This is a genomic window from Glutamicibacter sp. NPDC127525, from assembly GCF_042672105.1.
Classification (GTDB): Bacteria; Actinomycetota; Actinomycetes; order Actinomycetales; family Micrococcaceae; genus Glutamicibacter.
The window spans coordinates 458752-485046 of sequence record NZ_JBHXVN010000001.1 but is presented as its reverse complement, the minus strand read 5'-3'; the positions used below and the strand labels follow the sequence as shown (position 1 = coordinate 485046).

Here is a 26295-nt window from a genome sequence, read left to right as displayed (position 1 = left end):
CAACTTCTCTCCCGTGCGCCGGAAAACAAGATGGAACCGCGCATGGATCCGATGTTCCGCGCGATGGAGATCCTCGGCGAGCCGAACAAGGCTTGCCCGGTCATCCACATCACCGGCACCAACGGCAAGACCTCGACCGCACGCATGATCGAGTCGCTCTTGATGGCGCACGACTTGCGCACCGGCCGCTACTCCTCGCCGCACCTGATCTCGGTCACCGAGCGCATCGCCATTGACGGTGCCCCGGTAGACGACGGGACCTTCGTGCGCGTGTGGGATGAAATCAGCCCGTTCCTTCAGATCGTGGACACCGAGCTCGTCGAGCGCGGCGAAAACAAGCTGACCTACTTCGAAGCTGTCACCATCCTGGCCTTCGCGGTTTTCGCCGAGGTTCCGGTGGATGTCGTGGTGCTCGAAGTCGGCCTGGGCGGCATCACCGACGCCACCAACGTGGCAGATGCCGACGTTTCGGTGATCACCCCGATCTCCTTGGACCACACCGATCTGCTGGGGGATACCCCGGGCGAGATTGCCGAAGAAAAGGTCGGCATCCTCAAGCCCGGCGGCTACCTGGTCTCTTCGGTGCAACCGGTGGATGCCGCCGACGTGCTGCTGGCTCGCGCCCGCGAGCTTGAGGTGCCGGCAGCTTTCGACAGCCTGGACTTCAAGCTCCTGGAACGCCAGCATGGCGTGGGTGGGCAGCTGCTGTCCATCCAGGGCCAAGCGGCGCGCTACGACGAGATCTTCCTGCCATTGTTCGGTGCCCACCAGGCGCAGAACGCCACCGTGGCCTTGGCTGCGGTGGAGGCCTTCCTGGGCGGCGGCCAGCGCGAGCTGAATGCCGATCTGGTCCGCGACGGCTTCGCGGCCGCCACCAGCCCGGGCCGCCTGGAACTGGTCCGCGCGGCACCGAGCATCCTGGTGGATGCCGGCCACAACCCGGATGGCATACGCGTCACCGCAGAGGCGATCAAGGAATCCTTCGGCTTCACCCGCCTGGTGCTGATGGTTGGCATCTTGCAGGAGAAGGACGCCGAAGCAATGCTTTACACCATGCGCGAGCAGTACGGTGACATGGTTGAGGACATTTGCATCACCCAGTCGTCCTCGCCGCGGGCCATCCCGGCCGGCGAACTGTCCACCATGGCGATCGACGCTGGCTGGCCGGAAGAGGACATCCACGTCACCGAGGACCTGGAAGATGCCATCGAATGGTCGGTGGGCCGCGCCGAGGCAGGCAACGACTTGTCCGGCGGCGTGCTGGTGACCGGTTCGATTACGCTGGTGGGCGAGATTTCACTGTTGCTCAAGGGAGGCGAATCCTGATGGCTAAACTCACCCGTGCCCAGCGCGAGTGGCGTCCTGGGATGAAGAAGAAGCAGCGCTCCACGAAAATGATGTTCGCATCAACAGTGCTGGTCTGCGAGGCGCTGCTGGCGGTATTCGTCACCCTCGCGGCCTTCGGGCTCAAGCGTGGCGGAGAACCGGTGGTCGTGCTCAGCCTCGGCGCTGCCGTGGCGCTGCTGTGCATCTTCAACTGCGCGCTGCTGGGCAAGAAGATCGGCTACATCATCGGCTGGATCCTGCAGGTAGTGTTCTTCCTGTGCGGCTTCATCCTGCCGGACATGTTCTACCTCGCAGCGGCCTTCGCCCTGTGCTGGTGGTATGCGCTGAACAAGGGCGGCGAAATCGACGCAGTGAACAAGCGCCGCGCCGCCGCCCAAGAAGCCTGGGAAAAAGCGAACCCCGAGCAAGCCTGAGAACCTAAGAAGTACATCAACGATACGAAGAGGTAGTCACATGACTGAACGTACCCTGATCCTGGTCAAGCCAGATGGCGTCAAGCGCGGTCTGACCGGACAGATCCTTGGCCGCATTGAAGCCAAGGGCTACACCATTGCCAAGCTGCAGCAGCTGGAAGCTACTCGCGAGCTGCTCGCCGAGCACTATGCAGAGCACGAAGGCAAGCCATTCTACGAACCGCTGGTTGAGTTCATGCTCTCCGGTCCGGTGGTGGCGATCGTGGCTGAAGGCCAGGGCGTTATCCCCGGCTTCCGTTCGCTGGCTGGCACCACCGACCCGACCACCGCGGCTCCAGGCACCATCCGTGGCGACTTCGGCCGCGACTGGGGCCTGAAGGTCCAGCAGAACCTGGTCCACGGTTCGGACTCCGTCGAGTCCGCCGAGTGCGAGATCGGCATCTGGTTCGGCAAGTAGATCGAAACGCGAAAATCCCGGCAGTTGGAAACTGCCGGGATTTTTCATGCCTGGAAGCGGGTCCTAGAACCAGTCATCCAAACTGTCCTGGGCGAGCATAGCTCCTTGCGGGCTAGCTGCCTGCTGCACCGAACTTCCGAGCGCCTGTGCGGTCGAGTCCAGCGGCAGCTGCTCTGCAGCGCCGATCCTGACCACCTGGTGGTGGTCGGTGATAGGGCCGACTATGTGCGAAAGATACTTATCTGCTCCGTCATTGCTGAATTCCAGCACGTGGATACCTCCCAGTCTTCAGTGCGCGTTAGCACATTGATTGCGGGCGAAGCGTGGCGCGGGTTTTCCCTGTTGGGGAAAACGAAGACATGCAGCAAAACTTCTCAAGGCGATTGCGCATCCCGCGTCGCTCCACTTCCATCACTTCAGTCACATTAAACACACAAACCACATCCACGGCAACGCGGGATCGGGTCCACCGGTCTTGTCCCCAGCGCGAAAACCCCGGGAAGCCGGGGCTGGATGAGGGCAGGAACTCTTTGAGAATTAATTGGAAATAATTCGATCAAGAGCATTTAAGTGGCAAAAGGAAGGGCGCCCCTGACGTGCAGGAGCGCCCCAGCCGCAACAGCTACTCGGAATCCTTGAGGGATTCCTGGTGCTGTTCCTTCGCTTCGAGTTTGTCGAAAGCTGCTTGCTCTTCGCTGATCTCGACTTCAGACTTGATGTCCTCGCTGGCTTCAGCCACCGCATCGGATTTGTCGCGCCCGGTCCATACCTTGATCACCGCCCATGAAGCGGCCACCAGTGGCACCGCCAGGACGGCGCCAACGATGCCCGCCAGGACGGTGCCTGCGGTCAGTGCCATCAGCACGACCAGTGCATGCAGGCTCAGGGCGTTGGCCATGACGACCGGCTGCAGGAAGTTGCCCTCCAGCTGGTTCACCAGGATCACGGCAGCCAGCACGATCAGCGCCACCACAGGTCCGTTGGTAACCAATGCAATCAGCGTGGCCAAGATGCCGGCAACGGTCGCACCTACCATCGGCACGAAGGAGCCGAGGAAGACGATGACGCCTAGCGGGATGGCCAGTGGAACCTGCACGATCAGCAGCGTCGCGGTGATGCCCAAAGCATCCACTGCGGCCACGGTGGCAGTACCGCGGATGTAGCCGCCGAAGGTGCGCAGCGCGCGGTCGCCGGAAAGAATCCACTTGTTGCGGTAGTGGCGTGGAGTCCACGACACGGCAAAGGCCCAGATCTTGTCGCCGTCCTTCAGGAAGAAGAACAGGATCACCAGCAGCAGGACCAAGCCGGTCACGAAGCTGCCTGCTGCGCTCAGCGTGTTCAAAGCGCCGGTGCCGAACTGGGAACTGGTCAAGAAGCCGGTTACCGTTTCGACAACATTATCGATCTGGCTCTGGTCGACGCTGAAAGGCATCGTGCCGATGAAGCCCTGAACCATGTCATTGAGCTGGTTGAAACCTTCAACAGCTTGGTCAACGAGCTTTGGCCATTCCTTGATGACCGAGAAGACCAGGCCGGTGCCAATGCCTCCGAGGACCAATAGGGATCCGAGGAAAACGATCCATGCTGCCAGCATCGGGGAAACAAACTTGCGCAGCTTGACCACCAGGGGCCACAACGCACAGGAAATGATGACTGCCAGCAACGTCGGGATCACGATCATGGTCAAGCGGAGCATGCCGATGATGAGGAATGTTGCCAGCGCGCCAACTACCAGCAGCTGGGCGCTTCGAATGCCTAGGCGTCCTAGCAAGTCGGTCCACAGGCTGGTGACCGTGAAATCTGGTTTGGCGTCCCTGGCCGGAACACGGTGGTGCTCGGCAGGTGTCGGCTTGTCGTCCTGAGGTTGCTTTTTCAACAACGCGGCGGGCCTGACCTTACGGAAAAAAGCCATAGTCGCTCCTTGTAGCTGGTTCTGATAGCTCTAACAATAGGCTAACGACTTGACAAGGTCCCAAGGCAACACCGAAATGTTGATTTTTTGGCGTTCGCACTGGCCACTAACCCGTTTTCGTGCCCGAAGGCTTTGATTCGTGCACCCACGGGCTGATTTCCCCGGCATTCCTGCGGCGGGAATGGCTCTGCGGCGACGGTGGCTGCAATGATGCCCGGCTTTTCGCAAATCCGTTCTTGAGGTGCAATGTCGCGGTATGCGCCGGTCCATTGTCATCGTGCGGCAGGTCACATAAGGTGAGGTGTGGCTGGTGCCATTTGGATTAGTCAATCGGAATGCACCACGGGCCATTCGAGCACTCGCACGGTACAAGGAGCAAAGCTTTGCCAGATCCCAGGAAATCATCATTGTCCAAGCGATCCATCGCGCTGGGTGCGGCGGTCTTCGCCGTCGTTGCGCCGCTGGGGTTAGCGGCGCCGGCCAACGCCGATGCCAATTTCCCGTCGCCTAACGGAGAAACAAATATTTCGAGCATTCTCAGCTACGAAGACACAGTCAAGGAATTGCAGAAGATCGAATCCAATTCCCGGTTCGACGTTGATGCGTTCACGCTCCAAGAGGCAGGAACGCAGGTCAGCGAGTCAGAACAGGGCAGGGATCTGTATGTGGCAACTGCGGGGCACGGCCCTGAGGACGTTTGGCTGCAGGGGCGCATCCACGGCAATGAGCCCTATGGAACCGACTCGCTCCTGACGCTGCTCAAGGAGCTTGGCGCCAACGGATCGGCAGACTACGACCTGCTCCGTGACAAGTACACCTTCCACTTCATCCCGATGTACAACCCCGACGGTTCGGAGGAGAATGTTCGGCAGACAATTTTGTGGGATCAGGAAACGAATGCTCCGCAGCTTGATGCCAAGGGCAACCAGCAAAGAGTCGACCTGAACCGCGATTGGACGCTGGAGGGCTTCGTTGCCAACGAATCGCTGGCGTATTACGAGTACTGGACAATGGTGGATCCCGCGTTCGGCGTCGATGTGCATCACCAGGGCCTGAAGAAGGAGTGGGGTACAGGCGATGACGTGACTTTGTCGCTCGGTATCTCCCTCGCGCCAGGCGGCCCGACCTTGCCTGGAATCGAGAATGGCGCTTATGACGTGCTTACTCGCCAGATGCAAGTGCATGTGTATGACGAGCTGTCGAAGTACGGCGCGTTCAACATCGACCGCTACCAGGTGGGCGACGGAATGGAAATCGACATCAAGGGCGGCGTCGTCTCTGCAATGATGCTGGGCTTGAACTACCGGGGGCTCAATGCCGACGGGCATCGGAACCCGGTGGTCTTCTTTGAAACCAGTGGAAATAGCAGTGACGGAAGCCTCGGGCAGAAGTCCCGCGGCAAGTTGATTCGCCAAAATGTTCTTGCGCTCAAGGAATTGCTGCTCGGAATGGCATCGGGCGAAGTCCAGCAAGAAGATCCAGAACGCTGGGAAGAAATCCCTCACCAGCCTGTAACGGGCTATCAGACCGATTATGCGGGTCTGGTCCAGAAGTGAACTGACGCAGCAGAGCTGGGGCCGCGCAGTGCGCGGCCCCAGCTCTGTTGAGGTCTCGTTCTCTGCCTGTGCGGACTACCTGGCGTTGAAGTACTCCTTGGCCAGCAGGCCCATGATGATCTTGTCGTGGAACGACCCATCGTGGAATCCAGCCTGGCGCACTCGGCCCTCTTCGCGGAATCCTGCGCGGTTGAAGGTGCGCAGTGCGCGCTCGTTGTACGCCCAGGCGTTCAAGCCGATGCGGTTCAAGCCCATCTCGCGGAAGCCGTAGTCGATGATCATCTTGGTGGCCATGGTGCCATAGCCTTGGCCCACATTTGAACCACCGATCATGATCATCAATTCGGCGGAACGGGCCGGCGCGTTGTAGTCGTACAAAGCGGTGTGCCCGATCAGCGTGTCGTCGGGAAGCGTGATGGAAAGTCCCACGCCGTCGGTAGTGCCACGGTTGACGCTGCGCGACTTGAAGAGTTCTGCGGCTTCGGTGATCGGGTGGGGAAGTACCAGGTTGCCCTGCAGGGCCATGAATTCTGGGCTATTCCACCATTGGGTGAGGAACGCAAGATCTTCCTCTTGTAGTTCACGGAGCCGAAGGTGTTCGGAAATCAGCAGGTTGATTCCGTAGTCCTGGGCATTTTCTGTGTTCCATATGTCACTTGCCATGCTTCTAATCTACCGGGTCTAGCTGGACAGTATCCGGAAGATCGTTGACGGCGAACCCTTTCCGGCCTTGCCGATGGACGTTTTGACGCGGATCGAAGGCCGAAGCGGGATGTCTTGGCGCCGGTGGCGCGCCGGGGTGCAACAAGCAGTGGCACAAGGCCGGCCGACCTGGTTGGCGGCGGGGTGGGGGAGCGCCAGGAACAGCACTGCGGGGCCGCTACCGAAGTAGCGGCCCCGCAGGTGGGCATGGAAGCCGGGCTCTAGCCGAAGAAGGCGAGCGGGAAACGCAGGACGACCGATGCGGCAACGAGCGCCCAGATGACGGCAGTAATGATCCAGCTCCACTCGGCGAAGAACTTCTTCACGCCGGCGCCAGCAGGAATCACGCCGGTAAGCACATTGCGTGCGGTTGTGAACACGAACAAGGGAATCGTCATGGCCCACACGACCATGCAGTAAGGGCACAGGGCATTGATTTCATACAGGGCCTGGGACCAGAACCAGATCACCAAGCCCATAGCGGCGGTGATGCCCAGCTGGAAGCACAGCCAGAACCAGCGCTTCAGGTTTGTTGCGCCGGCCAGCAGGGCGAAGCCGATGGCGATAACAACAGCGAAGCAAACGATCCCGAAGAAGGGATTGGGGAATCCGAAGATTCCTGCCTGCTCGGATTTCATCACGGTGCCACAGGAGATCCAGGGATTGACGTCGCAACTGGTGATGTAGTCGGGGTTCTTGTACAACTCCAAGCGTTCCAGGACCAGGATTCCGGCGGCGAGCCAAGAGATCAATCCCGTAACGATGATGAACAGCCCGAAGCCGCGTTCCTTAGCCCACCAGGGCAACACGCCCGAGCCGTGGCTATTTTCTTGTGATGAAACCATGTTTTGACTATTCCATAAGTTCATAGGAAAGCGGGTTATTCCGCCAAGGCCTTTTTCATACTAGGAAGCATTTCTGTGCATCTGGTGAGAAGCAATGAACAAGGCGTGAACGAAATATGAGAGAATGGGAATGGTTGTTCGCGGATCCACAGTCTGCTTTCAACCCGACGACAGACTTTTGAAACAACAGATCGACAGGCGATGCATCGCTTCGGTTGAGTGCCCAATATGTGCGCCTCCCGGGGGAATACCGCGGATCGTAGGGCTGCAAAGGAAAGCAGCCGGTTTTCTTAGGCCACGTTGATCCGCAGGATTTGCGCCTGGTTCAGAAATTTGGACCAGCGTCGAACCCGCGGAAAATAGCGAGCTTTTGTGTCCGGACTACTGGAAGATAAGTAGGCCAAGCGACACGTGATGATTGTAGTTTCAGCAACGGCGCCGTCTGTGGAGGATGCCCGAGCGGGACATAGTAGGAGTACGCGAATTTAAATGAGCGCAGCAAATCAACGAAAGGGCGGAACGCAAGGTAATAAGCGGGGCAACCGTTCAACACGAGCCCGCCGTACCAGTGTTTCAACCACACCCGCGCGACCACTGCGTCGCGCCATGACCTTGGCCGAACTCAATGCCGCTGCCGGCGTCGAGGAAAGCCCATACCGCTGGCGGGCCACCCGCCGCACCCAGATTTCCACCCCTGATTCCACCAAGCGGGCCAGCCGCCAGGCCGAACGCCGGGCGCAGGCAGTGCGCAATACCGCGAATGACGAGGCCGTAGAGCTCGCCGCGGCCAAGCAGGAAGACGTCCAGGACAAGCAGGAAGACGTCCAGGAGCAGAGCGCTGAAATCGCTGCCCCGGCCGAGCAGGAAGTTGCACCGGTTGAGGAAGCGAACGACGTTGACCAGACCGGCATGCTGCTGGCCGAACACGGCAGCACCATGATCTTGAATCCTTTCGCCGTGCCGGAAACAGCTCAGGCTGTTCTGGCCCAGGCTGTTGCGAAGAAGCAGGAACCTGCTCGCCGCGCAGCTGCCGCAGATCCCGAGGCAGACGCCGATGCCGACGACGTGACTTCGCGCCGCCGCCGCCGCCGTCGCCGCGGGGAAGTGGATCTGGAACTTGAGGGCGGCTCGCAGGATGATCCGCCGAACACCGTTACCCGTGTGCGCGCCCCGCGTGGCAGTATCGAAAGCCACAGCTCGGTCAACGACAAGGTCGCTTCGGTGCGCGGTTCCACCCGATTGGAAGCCAAGCGCCAGCGCCGCCGCGAATCACGCGAAACCGGTCGCCGCCGCCAGGTGATCACCGAGGCCGAGTTCCTGGCCCGCCGCGAATCCGTCGAGCGCAAGATGATCGTGCGCCAGCGCGAGGACCGCATCCAGATCGGCGTACTGGAAGATGGAGTGCTTGCAGAGCACTTCGTCTCCAAGACCCAGCAGGATTCGCTGATCGGCAACGTGTACGTCGGCAAGGTGCAGAATGTGCTGCCATCCATGGAAGCTGCTTTCGTGGATATCGGCCGCGGCCGCAACGCCGTGCTGTACGCAGGCGAAGTGAACTGGGACGTAGCCGCTCTCGAAGGCGCGCCGCGCCGCATTGAGAACGCCTTGAAGGCTGGCGACTCGGTCCTGGTGCAGGTCACCAAGGACCCGGTAGGCCACAAGGGCGCCCGGCTGACCAGCCAGATCTCCCTGCCTGGCCGCTACCTGGTCTACGTGCCAGGTGGTTCGATGACCGGCATCTCGCGCAAGCTCCCTGATGTCGAACGCCAGCGCCTGAAGAAGATCCTGAAGGACCACCTGCCGGAAAACGCGGGCGTCATCGTGCGCACCGCCGCCGAAGGCGCTTCCGAGGAAGAACTGACCAACGATATCAACCGGCTGCGTGCGCAGTGGGAAGGCATCGAAGAGCAGGCCAACTCCACCAAGACCCTGGCTCCGGAACTGCTGTACTCGGAACCCGATCTGACCATCAAGGTGGTCCGCGACGTCTTCAACGAGGACTTCACCAAGCTGATCGTCTCCGGTGACCACGCCTGGGACACCATCGAGGCCTACGTCATGTACGTGGCGCCGGATCTGATGGGCCGCCTGGAGAAGTGGGAAGCCGAAGAGGACATCTTCGCCAACTTCCGTGTGGACGAGCAGATCGCCAAGGCGCTGGACCGCAAGGTCTTCCTGCCTTCGGGTGGTTCGCTGGTCATCGACCGCACCGAAGCGATGACCGTCATCGACGTGAACACCGGCAAATTCACCGGTTCGGGCGGCAACCTCGAAGAGACCGTGACCAAGAACAACCTGGAAGCGGCCGAAGAAGTGGTCCGCCAGCTGCGCCTGCGTGACATCGGCGGCATCATCGTCATCGACTTCATCGACATGGTCCTGGAATCCAACCGCGATCTGGTGCTGCGCCGCCTGGTGGAGTGCCTGGGCCGCGACCGGACCAAGCACCAGGTTGCTGAAGTGACCTCGCTGGGTCTGGTCCAGATGACGCGCAAGCGCATGGGCACCGGCCTGCTCGAAGTCTTCGGTGAAGAGTGCGAGCACTGTGCAGGTGCTGGCTTCATCACCCACGAAGAGCCAGTTGAATCGCGCAAGACCTTCAACTCGCAGGGCGAAGCGCACAGCAAGAAGTTCAACGACAAGCCAAGCCGCAACTCCCGCCGCCGTCGTGGCGGCGAGAAGGACGAGCAGAAGCCAGTTGAGAAGCAGGAGCCGGCAGCAGGGGAGAAGGACGAAGCCACGCGCAACGCCCTGGCCAGCATTGCCGCCGCTTCGCACCTGGATGCCGCTGCTGAAAACGCAGTGAGCATCGAGGGCGAACAGATTCCTGTGGCCAAGTCCGCGGCGTCTGCGCAGGGCACCGAGGCCTCGGTTACCCTGGAAGCGCTGGAAGCAGCGTTGCCGGGCCAGGATGAGTCCAGCGACGAGCAGGACGGCAGCCGCAAGCCGCGCCGCCGTTCACGCTCCCGTGGACGCGGACGCAACCAGTCCGAGGAAAACGCTTCGGGCAACGAGGAAGCTCAGGCCAACCAGGAACAGCAGGCTGCTCCTGAACCTGTTGCCGCCTCGACGTCCCAGGAGCAGCCGCGCAAGCGCTCACGCCGTGCTTCGCGTCCGCAGGAAGCGGCACAGCAGGACCAGCCGGTGCTCACCGGCCTGGCCATGCCTGCTGCCAGCGCGCCTGCTGAGTCCAGCAGCCCCGCGGCTTCCGTCCCAGTTGCCGCCACCGCGGCAGCCCCACAGAATTCCACGAAGCCAAAGCGTCGCAGTCGTCGGGCCACCTCGGTCCAGGGCGATGCGACTGCAGAGGTTCTCGTGGCAGAGGTATCCGCCGCTACCGGTTCGGTAGTTCAGATGGATGCCTCCGGTTCGCAGAAAGATAAGCCAGCTGAGCCTGCCGGGCAACCGGTAATGCTCGGTGTGGGTGTTCCAGTACGCGAACTGAAATAGATGAACTTGATCACGCTTCCCTCGCTGGGGCAGTTTGTATTTGCTCCAGCGGTGTGGACTAGCGTAATCTAGTTGATCGGTGCTAAACGCCAAGATCACGGACTTTTGGTCCGCTCGGCGTCAAGGCACAAGCGCATGAGATCCCCGGGATCGCATCCACTTTGTGGGTGTTCGGGTCGATATCTGCGCCGGTAAGACAATAAACGTCGAGTAGAAGTGAGTACCCACGTGGTGTACGCAATTGTCCGCGCAGGCGGCCACCAGGAGAAGGTTTCCGTTGGAGACCTCATCACCGTTGACCGTCTTCAGGCTGCCCCAGGCAGCTCCATCGAGCTTCCAGCTTTGCTGTTGGTAGATGGCGAGAAGGTAACTTCCGCAGCTGCCGATCTGGCTAAGGTCACGGTCACCGCTGAGGTTGTAGAAAACCTTCGCGGCGAGAAGATCGTAATCCAGAAGTACAAGAACAAGACCGGTTACAAGAAGCGCCAGGGCTTCCGTGCCGCTCTGACCAAGGTCAAGGTCACCTCGATCGCCTAATTCAGGCAATCGTAGAATCCATTTTTGTAGCGAAAGAGGCTAAAAGGCATGGCACATAAGAAAGGTGCGAGTTCCACTCGCAACGGTCGCGATTCCAACGCACAGTACCTAGGCGTAAAGCGCTATGGTGGACAGGAAGTCAAGGCAGGCGAAATCATCGTTCGCCAGCGTGGCACCCACTTCCACCCAGGCGCCGGCGTAGGCCGTGGCAAGGATGACACCCTGTTCGCATTGGCTGCTGGCGCAGTCGAGTTCGGCACCCGTCGTGGTCGCCGCGTGGTGAACATTGTGGCTGCTGCCTAATTCAGGCAACAGGCAAATTTTTAGTACACAAGGGGTGGGCCGATTTCGGTCCGCCCCTTGCGTGCATAGTTAGACTTTTAAGCGAGTAACCCTCGCAACCCCGTACTAGGAGAAGATGGCCCCGTGGCTGCATTCGTTGATCGCGTAACCCTTCATGTCACCGCAGGTAATGGTGGCCACGGTTGTGTGTCCATCAAGCGTGAGAAATTCAAGCCGCTTGGCGGTCCCGACGGCGGCAACGGCGGCAAGGGCGGAGACATCATCCTGCGCGTCGACCCCCAGGTCACCACGCTGCTGGACTTCCACCACCTGCCGCACCGCAAGGCCGGCAACGGCGAGCCGGGCAAGGGCGGTCTGCACCCGGGCAAGAGCGGCGAGGACCTGGTCCTGGGCGTACCTGCCGGCACCGTCATCAAGACCAAGGACGGCGACATCCTCGGCGACCTGGTCAAGCCGGGCGATGAATACATCGCCGCAATAGGCGGCATGGGCGGCCTGGGCAATGCGTCCATCGCCTCGGACAAGCGCAAGGCCCCGGGCTTCGCGTTGCTGGGCATTCCCGGAACCGGCCAGGATATTGTCCTGGAACTGAAGTCCATGGCGGATATCGCGCTGGTGGGCTACCCATCGGCCGGCAAATCCTCGCTGATCGCCGCCGTGTCCGCGGCACGCCCGAAGATCGCCGACTACCCGTTCACCACCCTGGTGCCCAACCTGGGTGTCGTCGAAGCAGGCGAAACCCGCTTCACCGTCGCCGACGTGCCTGGCCTGATCCCTGGAGCCTCCGAAGGCAAAGGGCTGGGCCACGAGTTCCTGCGCCACGTTGAGCGCTGTGCCGCCATCGTGCACGTGCTGGACTGCGCCTCGCTGGAAGCGGACCGCGACCCAATCAGCGACCTGGACATCATCGAAGCAGAGCTGGCTAACTACGAAGCCGACTCCACCTTCGCCGGTACCGACGGCACCATCGTGCCGCTGATCGAGCGCCCGAAGCTGATCGCACTTAATAAGGTTGACATGCCAGACGGTGCCGACATGGCTGAATTCGTGCGCCCTGAGTTGGAAAAACGCGGTTACCGCGTCTTCGAGATCTCCGCGCTCTCGCGTAACGGATTGCGTGATCTGTCCTTCGCTATGGCTGAATTGGTAGAGCAGGCACGCGCTGAACAGGTTGTTGAAGCCCCAGTAGTCGAGGTGCCTGTGATTCGTCCACGTACCACCAAGCGTGCCGAGTTCACCATCCGCCGCGAGGAGCAGAACTTTGAGCCCATGTGGCGAGTTATCGGTGAAAAGCCGGAACGCTGGATTATGCAGACCGATTTCCGCAACGATGAAGCTGTCGGCTACCTGGCTGACCGCCTGGCCAAGCTGGGTGTCGAAAACCAGCTGTTCAAGGCCGGCGCCAAGCCAGGGGACGCGGTAATCATCGGCGCCGAGGACAACGCAGTGGTCTTCGATTGGGAGCCAACTATGGCAGCCGGCGCCGAACTGCTCGGCGGCAGCCGACGCGGCGAGGACATCCGCCTCGAGGATCGCGGCGATCGCAAGACCCGCGAGGAAAAGCGTGCCGAGCACGAAGAGCGCCGGGCGGCCAAGGCATCGGCTCGCGCCGAGCTGGAAGCCGAACGCAAGGCCGGCGTCTGGACCGAATCGGTTGACTCCAAGTACGGACGAAAGACTGCGGAACCAAAGGCAACCCAGGAGGAAAATTAAAGTATGAGTGAAAGTGCCACCAAAACAATTTCAGCCATTACCTCGCCCCACCAACTGCCTCAAGCCAAGCGCTTAGTGGTCAAAGTTGGATCCAGCTCGCTGACCACGGTCAGCGGCGGGATATCCCACGAGCGGTTGAAGTTCCTGGTGGACACTCTCGCTGAAACTGTCAACAACGGTACCGAGGTCATTCTTGTATCCTCAGGTGCCATTGCCGCCGGTCTGGCCCCGCTCGGGTTGGCCAAGCGTCCCAAGGACCTTGCCACCCAGCAGGCCGCGGCGGCCGTTGGCCAGGGTCTGCTGCTGGCGCAGTACACCCAGCTTTTCGATGAGTACGACCAGCGCGTAGGCCAGGTGCTGCTCACCGCCGACGACCTGATGCGCCGCTCTTCCTACACCAACGCGCTGCGCTCCCTGGTTCGCTTGCTGAACCTGGGCGTGCTGCCCATCGTGAACGAAAATGACGCGGTCGCCACCCGCGAAATCCGCTTCGGCGACAACGACCGCCTCGCCTCGCTGGTGGCCCACCTGGTCAAGGCCGACGCGCTGCTGCTCTTCTCCGACGTGGACTCGGTCTACGACGCGCACCCTGATGACGGTGGCAGCCGCATCACCACCATCGAGCACCCCGACGAACTCGAAGCGGTGGACCTGGGCACCCCGGGGGCAGCCGGAGTCGGCACCGGCGGCATGATCACCAAGGTCGATGCCGCGACCCTGAGCTCCTCGGCGGGCATTCCCACCCTGGTGACCAGCACCGACAATGCCGCCAAGGCGCTGCGCGGACAGGATGTAGGCACCTGGTTCGCCGCCCGCAACTCCCGCCGTTCGGCCCGCGACGTCTGGCTGGCCTATCTGGCTTCCATCGAAGGCAAGCTGATCCTGGATCCCGGCGCAGTCAAGGCCATCGAAAAGGGAACCAACTCGCTGCTGGCAGCCGGCATTACCGCCGTCCGCGGGGAATTCGAGGCTGGTGACGCCGTAGAGATCTGCGACGCGGAAGGAACCCCCTTCGCTCGCGGGCTGGTGAACTTCAGCTCCCATGAACTGCCCGAGATGCTCGGACACAACACCACGGATCTGGTTGAGGAGCTGGGCGAAGGTTACGACAGATCAGTAGTGCATGTTGACGACCTAGCTTTGATCGAACCCATTTTCTAGAATGAGGAGCATGAGTATGGATGCCGTAAACACCGAAGAAACGACCACCGACGTCACCACCTCGGTCCACCAGCTGGCCGACCGTGCACGCCGCGCCGCACGGATCCTCAAGCGCGCCAACCGCGACTGGAAGGACCGCGCCCTCGCGGCCATGGCTTCGCGCATCGACCAGAATCGTGCGATGATCCTGCGCGCCAACGAGAAGGACCTGGCTGCCGGCCGCGCCAATGGCACCTCCGAGGCCCTGCTGGACCGGTTGAAGCTCGATGGCAAGCGCATCGACGGCCTGATTTCCGCGCTGCATGAACTCGCTGGCCTGCCCGACCCGGTCGGTCGCGTGGTGCGCGGGGAAACCCTGCCCAACGGCCTGCGCATGCGCCAGGTCAACGTCCCGCTGGGCGTCATCGGCACCATCTACGAAGCGCGTCCGAACGTCACCGTGGACATCGCCGGCCTGGCGCTCAAGAGCGGCAACTCGGTGCTGCTGCGTGGCGGTTCGGCGGCGCTGAACTCCAACCAGGCGCTGGTCGCGGTGATCCGCGACGCGCTGGAGTCCGTCTCCCTGCCCCGCGACATCGTGATCTCGGTCGACGAATTCGGCCGCGCCGGTGCCGACGCCATGATGGGCGCGCGCGGAAAGATCGACGTGCTCATCCCGCGTGGCGGCCGCGAGCTGATCCAGCGCGTGGTCACCACCGCCAAGGTCCCGGTAATCGAAACCGGCGAAGGCAATGTGCACATCTTCCTCGACGCGAGCGCCGACGAGGAAATGGCCGTCGATATCCTGCTCAACGCGAAAACCCACCGCCCCAGCGTCTGCAACACCGTGGAGACCCTGCTGGTCCACAAGGATGCCGCTGTGGCCCCGGCAGTGCTGCAGGCCCTGGCCGCAGCCGGCGTGAGATTGCACACGGACGACCGAGCCGCCGCGCTGGTTCCGCAGCTGCCGACCATCCCGGCGGGGGAGGATGACTGGCGCAACGAGTACCTGGACTTGGATATCGCGGTGAAGGTCGTCGATGGCATGGACCAGGCCCTGGAGCACATCCGCGCCTACTCCACCGGCCATACCGAGGCGATCATCACCTCCACGCTGGCTGCTTCCGAGCAGTTCGTGGCGGAGATCGACTCGGCTGCGGTGATTGTCAACGCCTCGACCCGGTTCACCGACGGCGGGCAGCTGGGCCTGGGCGCAGAAGTAGGCATCTCGACCCAGAAGATGCACGCTCGCGGCCCGATGGGCCTGGCCGAACTGACCACGACCAAGTGGATCGTCCAGGGCGACGGGCACATTCGCAAATAGTTTCTGACCGCCCTTTTCGGTACGATGTAGAAGAAACGTACCGTTACTTTTCGAGCTACTGATCCAGCCGCCCAGGTTGCTGGCTTAGCGAACTCGTGAAAACGACTGGAGAATTATCTTGAACGCGCTGATTTTGGCTTCGGAAGCCGCTTCCACCGGCATGGATCCTCACACTTTCGCTGTGATCGTCGGTGGGGGCATCTTCGCAGCACTGATGGTCCTGCTGCTGATTACCGTTTCCTACACCAACGTAGGCAACCGCCACGAGGCAAAGCCTGAACCAGAGGACACCCACCGCCAGTTCAAGACTCACGTACCACATAGCCACTAGTCTTGGCAGAGCAAAAGCCTCAAGACCGCCCATTGCGCCTCGGCGTGATGGGCGGTACTTTTGACCCCATCCACAATGGCCACTTGGTCGCTGCCAGCGAGGTAGCCGCCGAGTACGGCCTGGATGAGGTCGTTTTCGTGCCCACCGGCCAGCCTTGGCAGAAGGCCGATCGCCAGGTCACCAGCGCTGAGCACCGCTACCTGATGACCGTGATCGCCACCGCGTCGAACCCGCGCTTCACCGTAAGCCGGGTCGACGTCGACCGCGAAGGCGCCACCTACACGCGTGACACCTTGCTCGATCTGCGCGCCTTGCGCCCGGATGCGGAGCTCTTCTTCATTACCGGTGCCGACGCGATGAGCCAGATCATGAGCTGGCGCGACATCGACCAGGTCTTCGACCTCGCCCACTTCGTTGGCGTGAGCCGCCCTGGCTATGTCATCGCGGATGTGGGTCGCGACAATGTCTCGCAATTGGAAATTCCGGCACTGGCAATTTCCTCTACCGATTGCCGGGAGCGTGTCGCCGCCGACAAGCCGGTTTGGTATCTTGTGCCGGACGGTGTGGTGCAGTACATTGCAAAATATGGGCTGTATACCGAGTCGTAACCTCACATAAGGTGGGGTAGCACGGCATAATCTCTAGGTAAGGGTGACGGTATTTGTCTATGCGGTCGGGAGAAGTATCAGGATGAGCGATAACTCGCAGCCGGTTTCAAGCAGGCGAGCTCTGCGCGAAAAACGACGTGCTGAGATGGAAGCTTTGCTGGCCAACAGCAAGGCCGAGCAGGCAGCCAAGGAGCACGCGTCGAAAAGCGCGGAAAAGGCCGAGGATTCGGCGAAGCCAGCGAAATCTGACGCGACCCCAAAGGCCAAGCCGGCACCCAAGGCAGAGCCAGCAAAACCAGCTCCAGCCAAGCCGCAGCCGGCCAAGCCTGCACCCAAGCCAGAGCCGGCAAAACCAGCTCCAGCCAAGCCGCAGCCGGCCAAGCCAGCCGCCAAGACCGCAGGTGCCAAGCCAGAAGCGGCCAAGCCGGCTGGAGCCCCAGCCAAGGCTCCCAGCGCAAAGCCTGCAGCTGAGCCAGCTAGCGCACCACAGTCCGAAGAGTCCCTGGGTGAACGGGCGTCGTTGCGCCGTGCCCGTGACCGCGAGGCCTTGCGCGAGCGTCGTCGACTGGAAGAAGAGGTCGGCGCGCTGACCACTAATATTCCAACGGTCGCCCCCGCGGAGGAACCTAAGCCGCTGACCCGCCGTCAACTGCGCCTCCAGGCGCTGGCAGACCAGGGCAAGGCCGAGCCGAAGGCCCCGGCCGCCAAGAAGCCTGCGCCCAAGGAAGACGACCCGGAGACTACGGTCATGAGCGTCGAGCAGGCGCTAGCCGCCCGCCGTGCCCACGCGCCGAAGACCCCGGTCGATCCAAACCTGCTGGGGGAGGACGATTCCGAGATCGATCTCGAAGTGCTCGCCCACCAGCGTGAAATGGCAGCCCGCGCGGCCATCATTTCCCGCCGTGCCGCGGAACGTGAACGCCTGCGCATCCAGAATGCCAACCAGGGCAAGGACGACAAGGCCTCCGATCCTTTCACCGGCGCCATGGGCAACATTCGCGAGGTCGAGGACCGCATCGCCAAAACCGGCGTGCAAGGGCCCAAGACCCAGAGTGTTTCGCTGGACTTCAACGCCGGCGGCAAGCTCAGCTCCAAGAAGGACGAAGCGGCACCAGCAGCCAAGAAGCCTATGGCCAAGCCGGCGCCCAAACCCGCAGCGAAGGCCCCCGCCAAGCCTGCGGCCAAGGCACCGGCCAAGCCTGCAGCCAAGCCAGTTGCAAAACCAGCCGCTAAGCCTGCGCCAAAGGCGCCGGCGGATCAGAAGGCTGAAACCCATACGGCCCAACCGGCCCCGGACGTTGACATGCCACGCATCGATGCGGTCAATGCACAGGGATTGCAGCCACTTGACGTGCAGGCGCACGGCCTCCGCCGCGCCAATAACATGCTGATCGCGATGATCGTCGCCCTCAGCGTGGGCGGTGCAGCATTGATTGCTGGCTTGATCATGTTGCTTGGCAACTAGTTTTCGTAGGACAATTAGGTTCTCGATCTACACCTCTATAAGGAGGCACTCCACTCTATGGGAGCACACGCCGAATCAATTGCCCTCGTGAAAGTTGCCGCGCACGCGGCTTCCGAGAAGATGGCAGAAAACATGGTCGCGCTGGACGTTGCCGACCGCTTGGGCGTCACCGACGCTTTCTTGATTGTCTCTGGTGGATCAGAACCTCAGGTGAACGCAATCGTCGATGAAATCGTCGCTGAGGTGCTCGACGAGTACAGCATGCGTCCGATTCGCCGTGAAGGCTTCGGCCAGGGACGCTGGGTCCTGCTGGACTACGGCGACGTAGTCGTCCACGTTCAGCACCAGGAAGACCGCATCTTCTACGCGCTCGAACGCCTGTGGGCCGACTGCCCAGTCATCGAGCTGCCTGAGGAACTTTCTGAAAACCAGAAGTAACCCTCAATTTGCATCCTGATCAGGTAGTCATCTATGATTATGGAGTTGCCTGATCAGGGCAGCAATCCTTTTGGGGGTATGGCGCAGTTGGTAGCGCGTCTGCATGGCATGCAGAAGGTCAGGGGTTCGAATCCCCTTACCTCCACAAATTAAAATCCTGAAATTTCGGTTTGTCCGAGATTTCAGGATTTTTTGTTTTCCACAAACCGTGTTGCCCACCGCCGGTGCCCGCGATGCCCACGGCATGCTGTATCCCATGAGCACAGTGACGGCACAAGCACTATCGAATCTGGTCGAGGCGGGCAAGCTAATCGCCTTGGCTACTTCGATCCTGTCCGGCGACGTACCGGCCGGCCACGCTGCGATATTCGCGCTGTATGTCGAGGAAATCAACCAAAAGCTCAGTCGGGCACAGATCCACGCAGCTCATGCCCTACGCCGCACCGGTGCACACAAACTTGATCAGGCCTCCTTCCAAGCGGTCAGCGATGCTGGTGTCGATCCCACGCTGGAACAACTTGAAGCCGCCGAAGGACATGCCACTACCGGGCGCACCCATTTCAAAGACGCCAAAGGCATGATGACCGACTGGCTGAATATTCCGCGCGGCACTGCAGGAACTCGGCTAGTCCAAGCCGACTGCCTGCTAGGTGGTGTCGATCAAGCAGGGCAACCGGTAGAGCCGTGGCTCCCGGAGCTAGCCGCGCAATTCGAAGCCCCGAATGTGGACCCGCGATTGGTAGCTTCTACGGCCTTGAAGCTGCATTCGGCACGTAATGATTTCGGCGACGATGAAACCGGCCAGGCGGAGAAAGCGCGATTGGAAGCAGAATCAGTCGCTTTCCTGCGCTCAGAACCCAAATCGGCTCGTAAGCACATCAATGACTTGGTGGCTCAGGTGAAAGCCGGCAAACGCCCGCTGAAAGCTCTGCTGGAGCGCATTGGCATCTTCAAGAAGGGCATGCGCCAGGGCCTGATCGAGTATACGCTTCGTGTGTTGCCCTCCCAGGCGGCGTATATCGAGGCCTACTTCGCGCAACTGGACAATCCTGCCACCGTGGCCGGGAACAGGGACGGCTTGAAAGACGCCGAGGCTCAATTCACGGGTCAGCAGGACTCCGGTTGGGACGATGCGGAGTCCAAACCGGACTGGGCAAAAGACGATCCGGTGGCGGACGAAGAAACCGAAGACGATAGTCCGCCGGCAGACAACAACGAACAAGTTTCGGAGACCTCGGATGACGAGGAAGAATGTTGCCGGCCGGGGGATCCTGAAGAACGTAATACTGAATCAGCTACCAATGGTGCAGTCACTCCATGGGAGGATTTGAAGCCCGAGCGACGCCGTTTAGTTGGATTCATGGCAATGCTGATGAGTGACAGGACGAGCACCAGTGACCCGCCGGGTCAACGTGCTGGGTTGGTCGCACCGCAGGTGAGCATCATTCTGAATTGGGACAAGATGCAAGAGCAAGCACAAGACTTCGCGGTCACCAGCAGTGGGATGTCCTTGTCTGCTGGTGAAGTCAGAACTGCGCTGTGCAATGCCGGAGTGTATCCGGTAGTGCTCAATGGCCAGAGCCTGCCCCTCGATTTAGGCCGGACGCAACGACTGTATTCGAAGTCCCAGCGCCGTGCGATCCGAGCCGCCTACCGGGGCTGTTCCTATCCTGGATGCAGCATGCCCGTAGAACGGTGCGAAATTGATCATCTGGACGCGTGGGAAAAGGGTGGACGAACGGATATCAAGTCTGCCGGGTTGAATTGCCTGATACACCACACTGCCCGGCATTGCGGGTTGTTCCACGCGGTGAAGATTCCGGAGAGCAGGCCGATGGTATTGCTTTCACCAGAATTGGATCCGGAACAGAAATTGCGGATCAATACGTATTTCATGACTCCCGCAGAGGCATTGGAAGCTGAAGCGTTGGCGGATGAAACGACAGCGAAGTGGCGCGCGGGGGAGCTGGACGTAGAAATCGTCGAACCTTGAGATCCCCCTAGCAAGATTCAGCCGCCGACGAGCGGAGGACCGTTTCAGCGCCGATATTCTCGCCGGAGTTGCGATACTTGAATGAACGAAGATCATTCAGGAGCAATATGTCACGTGTTCAACGCCGGGCTGCGAATTCCCGACCATTTTTCGGTACCCAGAATTCGTCGCATACCTCGATGGCTGTTCGCTATATTGATGATGGCAACGTGGAATCCGCTCCGGAAGGCACGAGCGCGGCCGATGCGCTGGCGTTCGGCCAGACTGGTGATCAGCGCATTGCTTTGTCCTTGTATCCCACACCAGATGAAGCTGACATCCACGATCTCACCGAGGCGTGGGAACTGCATCCAGTGCTAGCCGAAGACCTCGTGCACGCCCGCCAGCGGCCTAAACTCGAACGCTACGGCGAGGTGCTCCTGCTGGTAGTTCGCTCAGCGTTGTACCTCGATGAATCCGAAGAAGTCGAGCTGTCCGAGTTCCACATCCTGATGCGCAAAGGCGCTGTGGCGGTGCTCTGCCAGGACCACCGGTGGATCGACGGCACAGACGGCGAGGAATTCGTCGAGTCAATCAGGAACGGCAAGCTTCGCAAGGACCAGATGCTGCTCAAAGACCCGGAGCTGCTCCGGTTGGGCGCCGAAGCAGTGCTGTACCGGATACTTGATGCGATTGTTGATGGATACGCCCCCGTGCTCCACGGCCTGGGGATCGACAAGGAGCAGATCGAACGGCAAGTCTTCAGTGGCGATGCCGCAGTCACCGAACGCATTTATCGCCTCAGCCAAGAAGTGATCGACATGCAGCATGCGACCGCGTCATTGCTGGAGGTCGTGCAATCGCTCGACGACGGGTTCAAGAAGTACCCGGTGCCCGCTGAGCTGGAAACCTACCTGCAGGATGTCACTGACCACCTCACCCGCGCGCATACCCAAGCCGTGGAATACCGGGATGCGCTATCGCAGATCTTGAGCGTCAATTCCACCCTCGTAGCCCAGCGCCAAAACGAGGACATGAAGAAGATTTCCGGTTGGGCAGCGATCCTCTTCGCCCCGACCTTGATTGCAGCGATTTACGGGATGAACTTCGAGAACATGCCAGAACTGCATTGGACCTTCGGCTACCCGATTGCGGCCGGCCTCATGCTGGGATTTGCTGCCGCACTATATGGTGTATTCAAATGGCGCAAGTGGTTCTGAGCGGAAAGATTCCAGGGGAGACATTGACGGCGAAAATCGACTTCAAGAAGTCGCTGGACAGCTATCGGTCCGTGGCCGGGCAGTTCCGTGTCCTGCAGCTGCCAGCGATGCACTACCTGATGTTCGATGGATCAGGTGACCCGAATACCAGCAACTTGTACCAGCAAGCCCTGCAAACCTTGTATCCGGTGGCCTACAAACTCAAATTCGCGAGCAAGGCGCAGGGCAAGGACTATGTCGTCCCGCCGCTGGAAGGCTTGTGGTGGGCCGAGGACATGGCGGTCTTTACCGAACGGAGAGACAAGGAACAGTGGAGCTGGACCATGATGCTGATGGTCCCGGCGTGGATCAACGAGGACGACTACGCGACGGCTCTGGAAACCGCCCAGGCGAAGAAGCCGTCGCCTTGCCCTGGGCGCATCCGGTTCCAGTCGCTTGCTGAAGGCCAATGCGTGCAGACGCTGCACATTGGCCCCTACGATGCAGAAGCCGAAATCCTGGCCGCGATGCACCACGAATTCATACCCGGCCAGGGACTGCGCATGACTGGCAAGCACCACGAGATCTACCTCGGCGACCCTCGTAGGGTGGCACCGGAAAAGCTTCGCACGATCCTGCGCCAACCCGTTGAGCCCAACTAGCGAGAGGAAAATAGATGGAACTGGCACCCCAGAGCACAGTTGCCCAAGTGCAACAGGCACTGGCCGAGCTCGAAGACCCCAAGTACCGCGCGGTCAATGAGAAGCACGGCGATGATTTCGGCGTGAATCTAGGCAAGCTCCGCGCCTTGGCCAAGTCGTTGAAGAGCAACCAGGAGCTTGCCGAGGAACTCTGGGCCACCGGCGAAACCGCAACCCGGCTGGTCGCGCTGCTGATCGCCAAACCACGGAGCTTTACCTTGGAACAGCTGCAGGTGTGGAGCCAAGGCGCCAGCACTCCCAAGGTCCAAGCATGGTTCCTGAGCTACATCGTCAAGAAATCCAAGCTGCTCGAGGAGCTCCGCCTGCTGCTCATGAGCCAGAGCGACCCGGTACAGCTGGCTGCCGGCTGGGAGCTGACTGCCCACCAGGTAGTCAAGGCCCCGGAACTGCTGGACCTGGAACAGCTGCTTGACACGATCGAAGCCCGAATGAGCGCCGCACCGGATCGCCTGCAGTGGGCGATGAATACGACCCTGGCGCACATCGGCATCGAGCATGAGCATTTGCGCCGACGTGCCCTGGCCATCGGCGAGACCTTGCAGGTGCTGGCGGACTACCCGACCTCCGCCGGGTGCATTTCACCATTCGCTCCCATCTGGATCACCGAAATGGCCAAAAGAAAAGCCTAGGTCCAGCAATCGCTGGACCTAGGCTTCCGGGAGCTAGGCGTCCGCCGGTTCCTCGCGCTTATCGCGCAGCGCGATCTTGGAGATCACCCAGATCACGGCGGTCAGCCCGCCGGTGAGCAGCAGCTGGGTGCGCGCCGCGGGATCAGTCATCGCGATGGCGACAATCGCCGCAAGGACGATGATCGTAGCGATCGACAGGCCCGGGAAACCCCACAGCCGCAACGGCAGATGCCCGCCATCGCGGTCCGCGCGGCGACGCAGGATCAGCTGCGTCACGGCAATGAACGCCCAGATGAAGATGATGGTCGAACCCACCACGTTCAGCAAGATCGGCATCACAGCCTCGGGCCAGATCCAGTTCAGGCCCACGGCCAGGAAGGAGAAGGCCACGGAGGCGATCACGGCCTTCGACGGCACGCCCTTGCCGGTCACGTGGGTGACGGCGCTCGGGGCGAGCTTGCGCTGGCCCAGCGAGTACAGCATGCGCGAGGAACCGTAGATATTCGCGTTCATCGCCGAAAGCAAGGCGACCACGACCACGGCGTTCATCAAGAAGCCCACGCCTGGAATGTGCATGACATCCAGTGCAGCCGCAAATGGGCCGTCCACGATCGCCGGATCATTCCAGGGCACCAGGGCGACAATGACCAGGATCGAGCCGAGGTAGAAGAACAGGATACGCATCATCACGGACTTGACCACGCGCTTGATGTTGCCGGCCGGGTCCTTGGACTCGGCGGCCGCGATGGACACCACCTCGGTACCGCCGAAGGAGAAGATGACGATCAGGACTGCGGCGGCGATGCCGGCCATGCCACCGGGGGCGAAGCCGCCATGGGCGGCCAGATTGGCGAAGCCAACTGGTTCCGGCGTCGGGATCACCCGGGTCAGCACCAAGGCGCCGAAGACCAGGAACGCGATGATCGCAGCCACCTTGATCACGGCAAACCAGTATTCGAAACGGCCGTAATTCCTTACGCCGAGCAGATTCGCTCCGGTCAGGACCACCACGAAGCCGAGCACCCATGCCCACTGCGGGAAGGCCGGAACCCAGCCGGCGGTAATAGCCGCGGCCCCGGTAGCCTCGGCAGCGATCACCACGACCAGCTGGATCCAGTAGAGCCAGCCCAGGGTAGACCCTGCGCTGCGCCCCATGGCTTGGCCAGCGAAGGTGGAGAACGCGCCGGAGGACGGATTGGCGGCTACCATCTCCGCGAGCATGGCCATGATCACGATGATCACGGTTCCAGCGATCAGGTAGGAGACCAGCACTGCCGGACCAGCAATGGAAATGGCCTGGCCGGAGCCGACGAACAGGCCAGCGCCGATCGCGCCGCCCAGGCCCATCATGGAGATCTGGCGCCGGGTCAGCCCGGTATGCAGCTGCTCGGGGGCTTTGACTGCGCTCACGCGGTGGCCTCCTGGACGGACAGGGCCGCGAGCACGCGATCGACGTCGTGTGCGGTACCGGAGGAAATCCTCAACCCGTCTCCGGGGAAGGCGCGAACCACTACACCGCCGGCGGCGAGCTTGGCTTCAAGCTGTTCGGTTGACTCTCCGGCATCCACCCAGACGAAGTTCGCCTGCGACTTCACGACCGGGTACCCGGCAGCGGCCAGGCCCTCGTACATCCGCTCGCGCTGGGTGACGACTTCCTCGATGCGCAGCGACAGCTCGCCGATGGCGGCCAGCGAGGCCACCGCCGCGCGCTGTGCCAAGTCGGAGACGCCAAATGGCACGGCCACCTTGCGCAGGTTCCCGGCAACTTCCAGCGGGCTGATGGCGTACCCGACGCGCAGGCCAGCCAGGCCGTAGGCCTTGGAGAAGGTGTGCAGCACGGCCACATGCGGGTACTTGCGGAACAGCTCGATGCCATCGGCCCGCAAGGCCGAGCGGTCGAAGTGCACGTAGGCTTCGTCGACGACGACCAGCACGTTGCGCGGCACGGCATTGATGAACTCATCCAGCGCGCGGGCCTCCACCACCGTGCCGGTCGGGTTGTTCGGGTTGCAGATGAAGACCAATCGGGTCTTATCGGTGATCGCGGCCAGCATGGCGGGCAGATCATGGCGGCTATCGGCATCCAGGGGCACCTCGACCGGGGTGGCGCCGGCGATCCGCACCAGCGAAGGATACGCCTCGAAGGAGCGCCACGCGTAGATGACTTCGTCGCCCTCGGCGGCAACCGCATGGATGATCTGGGCCGCGACCTCGACCGAGCCCGCGCCCAGGGTGATGTGCTCCGCCGGGACGCCGAACTGCGAGCTGAGGGCGCCGGTCAATTCGGGCGCCGCGATGCTCGGGTAGCGGTGGATCGTGGCCAGGCCCTCCTGGATGCTGGACAGCACCGAGGGCAGCGGGCTATGCGGGGATTCGTTGGATGAGAGCTTGGAGGCTCCAGCGGCTGCGGGCTTGCCCTGCTTGTAAGCGGGCACTTCCTGCAAGGAGGGGCGCTGGTGAAGGGTCATGAGTTTCCTCTCTGACTGCCAGAGCTGCACGAGGTTGGCAATCGTTCGTATGACAAAGCCGTGGTGCGTGGTCAGCGGTGGCCCTGCTCATATCCTCGCGTGTCGCGATTCACAAGCATCGACTGTAGGTTGAATGAATCTGCCGGCGCAATCGCAAACCCTGTTTCTATGCAGGCTGCATAGCAATCGCCGCCAATCAACCCATTTTACTAGTCAATCTGCCCAGTGTTTTCCACTTCTGCCTCGGCCCTAGCGCACGCTGCGACCAGTGGCAGTGTCCTTCCCTGGAAATGCTCGTGCAGGGCGAAGGAGGATGAGGTCCTTGCCACACCCGGCACCTTGTTGATGCGGTTGAAAATCGCCTGCAGGTCCTCGGGGGTCCGGGCCACAACGCGCAGCTGCAAGTCCGAACTGCCGGTCACGGTGTACATGTCGAGGATTTCCGGGATGGATTCCTCCAATGCGCTCGCGACCGGATCGTGCCCGTAGCGCTGGATGATCTCCACCTGGCAGAACGCGACCAGCGTGTACCCGAACCCCGCAGGCTTGACCCGCGGGACGATGCCCTGGATGACGCCGGCCTCGTGGAGCCGGGCCAGCCGGCTGCTGATCGTGCCGCGGGCAACACCCAAGCGCCGGGCGCACTCCATCACCGGAAGCATCGGCGATTCGGTGAGCAGTTCGATCAAATCCGCGTCCAGGCGGTCAATGCGCACGGTCGTCCTTTCGACGAGTCGGTCCAATGATCCAAGGCTAGCGGTGTT

Annotated in this window: 25 protein-coding genes and 1 tRNA gene; 19 read left to right on the top strand and 7 right to left on the bottom strand. The window is 61.3% G+C overall.

Features of this window, described 5'->3' with window-relative positions:
- Positions 1–30 precede the first annotated feature (30 nt).
- From ACFVHU_RS02220 to ndk, 3 genes are read left to right on the top strand one after another with little or no spacing between them, the layout of a single operon-like run.
- Positions 31–1326 carry a bifunctional folylpolyglutamate synthase/dihydrofolate synthase gene (locus ACFVHU_RS02220; RefSeq protein WP_388022955.1) on the top strand — a complete coding sequence of 432 codons (1296 nt, stop codon included), beginning with the start codon at positions 31–33 and terminating at the stop codon, positions 1324–1326.
- The gene (locus ACFVHU_RS02215; protein ID WP_105658487.1) at positions 1326–1760 is read left to right on the top strand and encodes a DUF4233 domain-containing protein; all 435 of its coding nucleotides are present in this window, start codon (positions 1326–1328) and stop codon (positions 1758–1760) included. The genes ACFVHU_RS02220 and ACFVHU_RS02215 overlap by 1 nt, the downstream gene beginning before the upstream one ends.
- Before the next feature lie 40 nt (positions 1761–1800).
- Positions 1801–2217: a nucleoside-diphosphate kinase gene (gene ndk, locus ACFVHU_RS02210; RefSeq protein WP_388022197.1), complete on the top strand. Its 417-nt coding sequence runs from the start codon at positions 1801–1803 to the stop codon at positions 2215–2217.
- Between the two features lie 63 nt (positions 2218–2280).
- Here the strand turns inward: ndk and ACFVHU_RS02205 are convergent, their stop codons facing one another.
- Both ACFVHU_RS02205 and ACFVHU_RS02200 read right to left on the bottom strand, forming a co-directional pair.
- Positions 2281–2487, bottom strand: coding sequence for a hypothetical protein (locus ACFVHU_RS02205; RefSeq protein WP_105661425.1), 207 nt, complete (start codon positions 2485–2487; stop codon positions 2281–2283).
- A 352-nt stretch (positions 2488–2839) separates the two neighbouring features.
- Positions 2840–4129 (bottom strand): AI-2E family transporter, encoded by a 1290-nt coding sequence (locus tag ACFVHU_RS02200; protein WP_105658490.1) that lies wholly within the window; start codon positions 4127–4129, stop codon positions 2840–2842.
- A 407-nt stretch (positions 4130–4536) separates the two neighbouring features.
- Between ACFVHU_RS02200 and ACFVHU_RS02195 the strand changes: the two genes are divergently transcribed.
- Complete coding sequence (locus tag ACFVHU_RS02195) at positions 4537–5685, top strand: M14 family zinc carboxypeptidase (protein ID WP_133833266.1); 1149 nt, start codon at positions 4537–4539, stop codon at positions 5683–5685.
- 75 nt (positions 5686–5760) lie between these two features.
- Here the strand turns inward: ACFVHU_RS02195 and ACFVHU_RS02190 are convergent, their stop codons facing one another.
- Positions 5761–6348, bottom strand: a complete 588-nt coding sequence (locus ACFVHU_RS02190; RefSeq protein ID WP_133833267.1) for a GNAT family N-acetyltransferase — start codon at positions 6346–6348, stop codon at positions 5761–5763.
- A 260-nt stretch (positions 6349–6608) separates the two neighbouring features.
- A complete protein-coding gene (locus ACFVHU_RS02185) occupies positions 6609–7232 on the bottom strand; it encodes a vitamin K epoxide reductase family protein (protein ID WP_105658493.1) in 624 nt (207 codons plus the stop codon).
- A gap of 606 nt (positions 7233–7838) precedes the next feature.
- Here ACFVHU_RS02185 and ACFVHU_RS02180 point away from each other — a divergent pair.
- From ACFVHU_RS02180 to ACFVHU_RS02110, 15 genes are all read left to right on the top strand, one after another.
- Positions 7839–10682, top strand: a complete 2844-nt coding sequence (locus ACFVHU_RS02180) for an Rne/Rng family ribonuclease (protein WP_332595297.1) — start codon at positions 7839–7841, stop codon at positions 10680–10682.
- A gap of 228 nt (positions 10683–10910) precedes the next feature.
- Positions 10911–11219: a 50S ribosomal protein L21 gene (rplU, locus tag ACFVHU_RS02175; RefSeq protein ID WP_013349163.1), complete on the top strand. Its 309-nt coding sequence runs from the start codon at positions 10911–10913 to the stop codon at positions 11217–11219.
- Positions 11220–11267: 48 nt separating this feature from the next.
- On the top strand, positions 11268–11522 hold the full coding sequence (gene rpmA / locus ACFVHU_RS02170; protein ID WP_013349162.1) for a 50S ribosomal protein L27: 255 nt from the start codon (positions 11268–11270) through the stop codon (positions 11520–11522).
- A gap of 123 nt (positions 11523–11645) precedes the next feature.
- Positions 11646–13235, top strand: coding sequence for a GTPase ObgE (gene obgE / locus ACFVHU_RS02165; RefSeq protein ID WP_105658495.1), 1590 nt, complete (start codon positions 11646–11648; stop codon positions 13233–13235).
- Between the two features lie 3 nt (positions 13236–13238).
- Positions 13239–14396: a glutamate 5-kinase gene (gene proB, locus ACFVHU_RS02160; RefSeq protein ID WP_388022193.1), complete on the top strand. Its 1158-nt coding sequence runs from the start codon at positions 13239–13241 to the stop codon at positions 14394–14396.
- Positions 14397–14412: 16 nt separating this feature from the next.
- Positions 14413–15699, top strand: a complete 1287-nt coding sequence (locus ACFVHU_RS02155; protein ID WP_105658497.1) for a glutamate-5-semialdehyde dehydrogenase — start codon at positions 14413–14415, stop codon at positions 15697–15699.
- Between the two features lie 118 nt (positions 15700–15817).
- Entirely contained in the window at positions 15818–16030 is a 213-nt protein-coding gene (locus ACFVHU_RS02150; RefSeq protein WP_105658498.1) for a hypothetical protein, read from the top strand.
- Between the two features lie 2 nt (positions 16031–16032).
- Positions 16033–16638, top strand: coding sequence for a nicotinate-nucleotide adenylyltransferase (gene nadD, locus ACFVHU_RS02145; protein ID WP_105658499.1), 606 nt, complete (start codon positions 16033–16035; stop codon positions 16636–16638).
- A gap of 82 nt (positions 16639–16720) precedes the next feature.
- Positions 16721–18103, top strand: a complete 1383-nt coding sequence (locus ACFVHU_RS02140; protein ID WP_146112903.1) for a hypothetical protein — start codon at positions 16721–16723, stop codon at positions 18101–18103.
- A 57-nt stretch (positions 18104–18160) separates the two neighbouring features.
- Complete coding sequence (gene rsfS, locus ACFVHU_RS02135) at positions 18161–18541, top strand: ribosome silencing factor (RefSeq protein ID WP_105658500.1); 381 nt, start codon at positions 18161–18163, stop codon at positions 18539–18541.
- A 72-nt stretch (positions 18542–18613) separates the two neighbouring features.
- Positions 18614–18686 (top strand) — tRNA-Ala (locus tag ACFVHU_RS02130).
- A 111-nt stretch (positions 18687–18797) separates the two neighbouring features.
- Positions 18798–20534, top strand: a complete 1737-nt coding sequence (locus ACFVHU_RS02125) for an HNH endonuclease signature motif containing protein (protein ID WP_105661571.1) — start codon at positions 18798–18800, stop codon at positions 20532–20534.
- A gap of 179 nt (positions 20535–20713) precedes the next feature.
- Positions 20714–21733, top strand: a complete 1020-nt coding sequence (locus ACFVHU_RS02120; protein ID WP_388022189.1) for a magnesium and cobalt transport protein CorA — start codon at positions 20714–20716, stop codon at positions 21731–21733.
- A complete protein-coding gene (locus ACFVHU_RS02115) occupies positions 21715–22374 on the top strand; it encodes a GyrI-like domain-containing protein (protein ID WP_388022187.1) in 660 nt (219 codons plus the stop codon). The genes ACFVHU_RS02120 and ACFVHU_RS02115 overlap by 19 nt, the downstream gene beginning before the upstream one ends.
- A gap of 14 nt (positions 22375–22388) precedes the next feature.
- The gene (locus ACFVHU_RS02110) at positions 22389–23063 is read left to right on the top strand and encodes a DNA alkylation repair protein (protein ID WP_105658503.1); all 675 of its coding nucleotides are present in this window, start codon (positions 22389–22391) and stop codon (positions 23061–23063) included.
- Between the two features lie 33 nt (positions 23064–23096).
- Here the strand turns inward: ACFVHU_RS02110 and ACFVHU_RS02105 are convergent, their stop codons facing one another.
- The 3 genes from ACFVHU_RS02105 to ACFVHU_RS02095 all read right to left on the bottom strand — a co-directional run bounded on the left by ACFVHU_RS02105 (position 23097) and on the right by ACFVHU_RS02095 (position 26274).
- On the bottom strand, positions 23097–24473 hold the full coding sequence (locus tag ACFVHU_RS02105) for an amino acid permease (RefSeq protein ID WP_105658504.1): 1377 nt from the start codon (positions 24471–24473) through the stop codon (positions 23097–23099).
- Positions 24470–25531, bottom strand: a complete 1062-nt coding sequence (gene hisC / locus ACFVHU_RS02100) for a histidinol-phosphate transaminase (RefSeq protein ID WP_388022184.1) — start codon at positions 25529–25531, stop codon at positions 24470–24472. The genes ACFVHU_RS02105 and hisC overlap by 4 nt, the downstream gene beginning before the upstream one ends.
- Before the next feature lie 209 nt (positions 25532–25740).
- Positions 25741–26274 carry an Lrp/AsnC family transcriptional regulator gene (locus ACFVHU_RS02095; RefSeq protein WP_286172087.1) on the bottom strand — a complete coding sequence of 178 codons (534 nt, stop codon included), beginning with the start codon at positions 26272–26274 and terminating at the stop codon, positions 25741–25743.
- Positions 26275–26295 lie beyond the last annotated feature (21 nt).

Bases quoted from the DNA above. Each gene is read 5' to 3' on its own strand.
- ACFVHU_RS02180 (WP_332595297.1), top strand. From the start codon at position 7,839: ATGACCTTGGCCGAACTCAATGCCGCTGCCGGCGTCGAGGAAAGCCCA.
- hisC (WP_388022184.1), bottom strand. From the start codon at position 25,531: ATGACCCTTCACCAGCGCCCCTCCTTGCAGGAAGTGCCCGCTTACAAG.
- ACFVHU_RS02140 (WP_146112903.1), top strand. From the start codon at position 16,721: ATGAGCGATAACTCGCAGCCGGTTTCAAGCAGGCGAGCTCTGCGCGAA.
- ACFVHU_RS02185 (WP_105658493.1), bottom strand. From the start codon at position 7,232: ATGGTTTCATCACAAGAAAATAGCCACGGCTCGGGCGTGTTGCCCTGG.
- ACFVHU_RS02110 (WP_105658503.1), top strand. From the start codon at position 22,389: ATGGAACTGGCACCCCAGAGCACAGTTGCCCAAGTGCAACAGGCACTG.
- ACFVHU_RS02115 (WP_388022187.1), top strand. From the start codon at position 21,715: ATGGCGCAAGTGGTTCTGAGCGGAAAGATTCCAGGGGAGACATTGACG.
- ACFVHU_RS02120 (WP_388022189.1), top strand. From the start codon at position 20,714: ATGGCTGTTCGCTATATTGATGATGGCAACGTGGAATCCGCTCCGGAA.
- ACFVHU_RS02200 (WP_105658490.1), bottom strand. From the start codon at position 4,129: ATGGCTTTTTTCCGTAAGGTCAGGCCCGCCGCGTTGTTGAAAAAGCAA.
- ACFVHU_RS02215 (WP_105658487.1), top strand. From the start codon at position 1,326: ATGGCTAAACTCACCCGTGCCCAGCGCGAGTGGCGTCCTGGGATGAAG.
- ACFVHU_RS02155 (WP_105658497.1), top strand. From the start codon at position 14,413: ATGGATGCCGTAAACACCGAAGAAACGACCACCGACGTCACCACCTCG.
- ACFVHU_RS02125 (WP_105661571.1), top strand. From the start codon at position 18,798: ATGAGCACAGTGACGGCACAAGCACTATCGAATCTGGTCGAGGCGGGC.
- rpmA (WP_013349162.1), top strand. From the start codon at position 11,268: ATGGCACATAAGAAAGGTGCGAGTTCCACTCGCAACGGTCGCGATTCC.
- ACFVHU_RS02190 (WP_133833267.1), bottom strand. From the start codon at position 6,348: ATGGCAAGTGACATATGGAACACAGAAAATGCCCAGGACTACGGAATC.
- ndk (WP_388022197.1), top strand. From the start codon at position 1,801: ATGACTGAACGTACCCTGATCCTGGTCAAGCCAGATGGCGTCAAGCGC.
- ACFVHU_RS02220 (WP_388022955.1), top strand. From the start codon at position 31: ATGGAACCGCGCATGGATCCGATGTTCCGCGCGATGGAGATCCTCGGC.
- proB (WP_388022193.1), top strand. From the start codon at position 13,239: ATGAGTGAAAGTGCCACCAAAACAATTTCAGCCATTACCTCGCCCCAC.
- rsfS (WP_105658500.1), top strand. From the start codon at position 18,161: ATGGGAGCACACGCCGAATCAATTGCCCTCGTGAAAGTTGCCGCGCAC.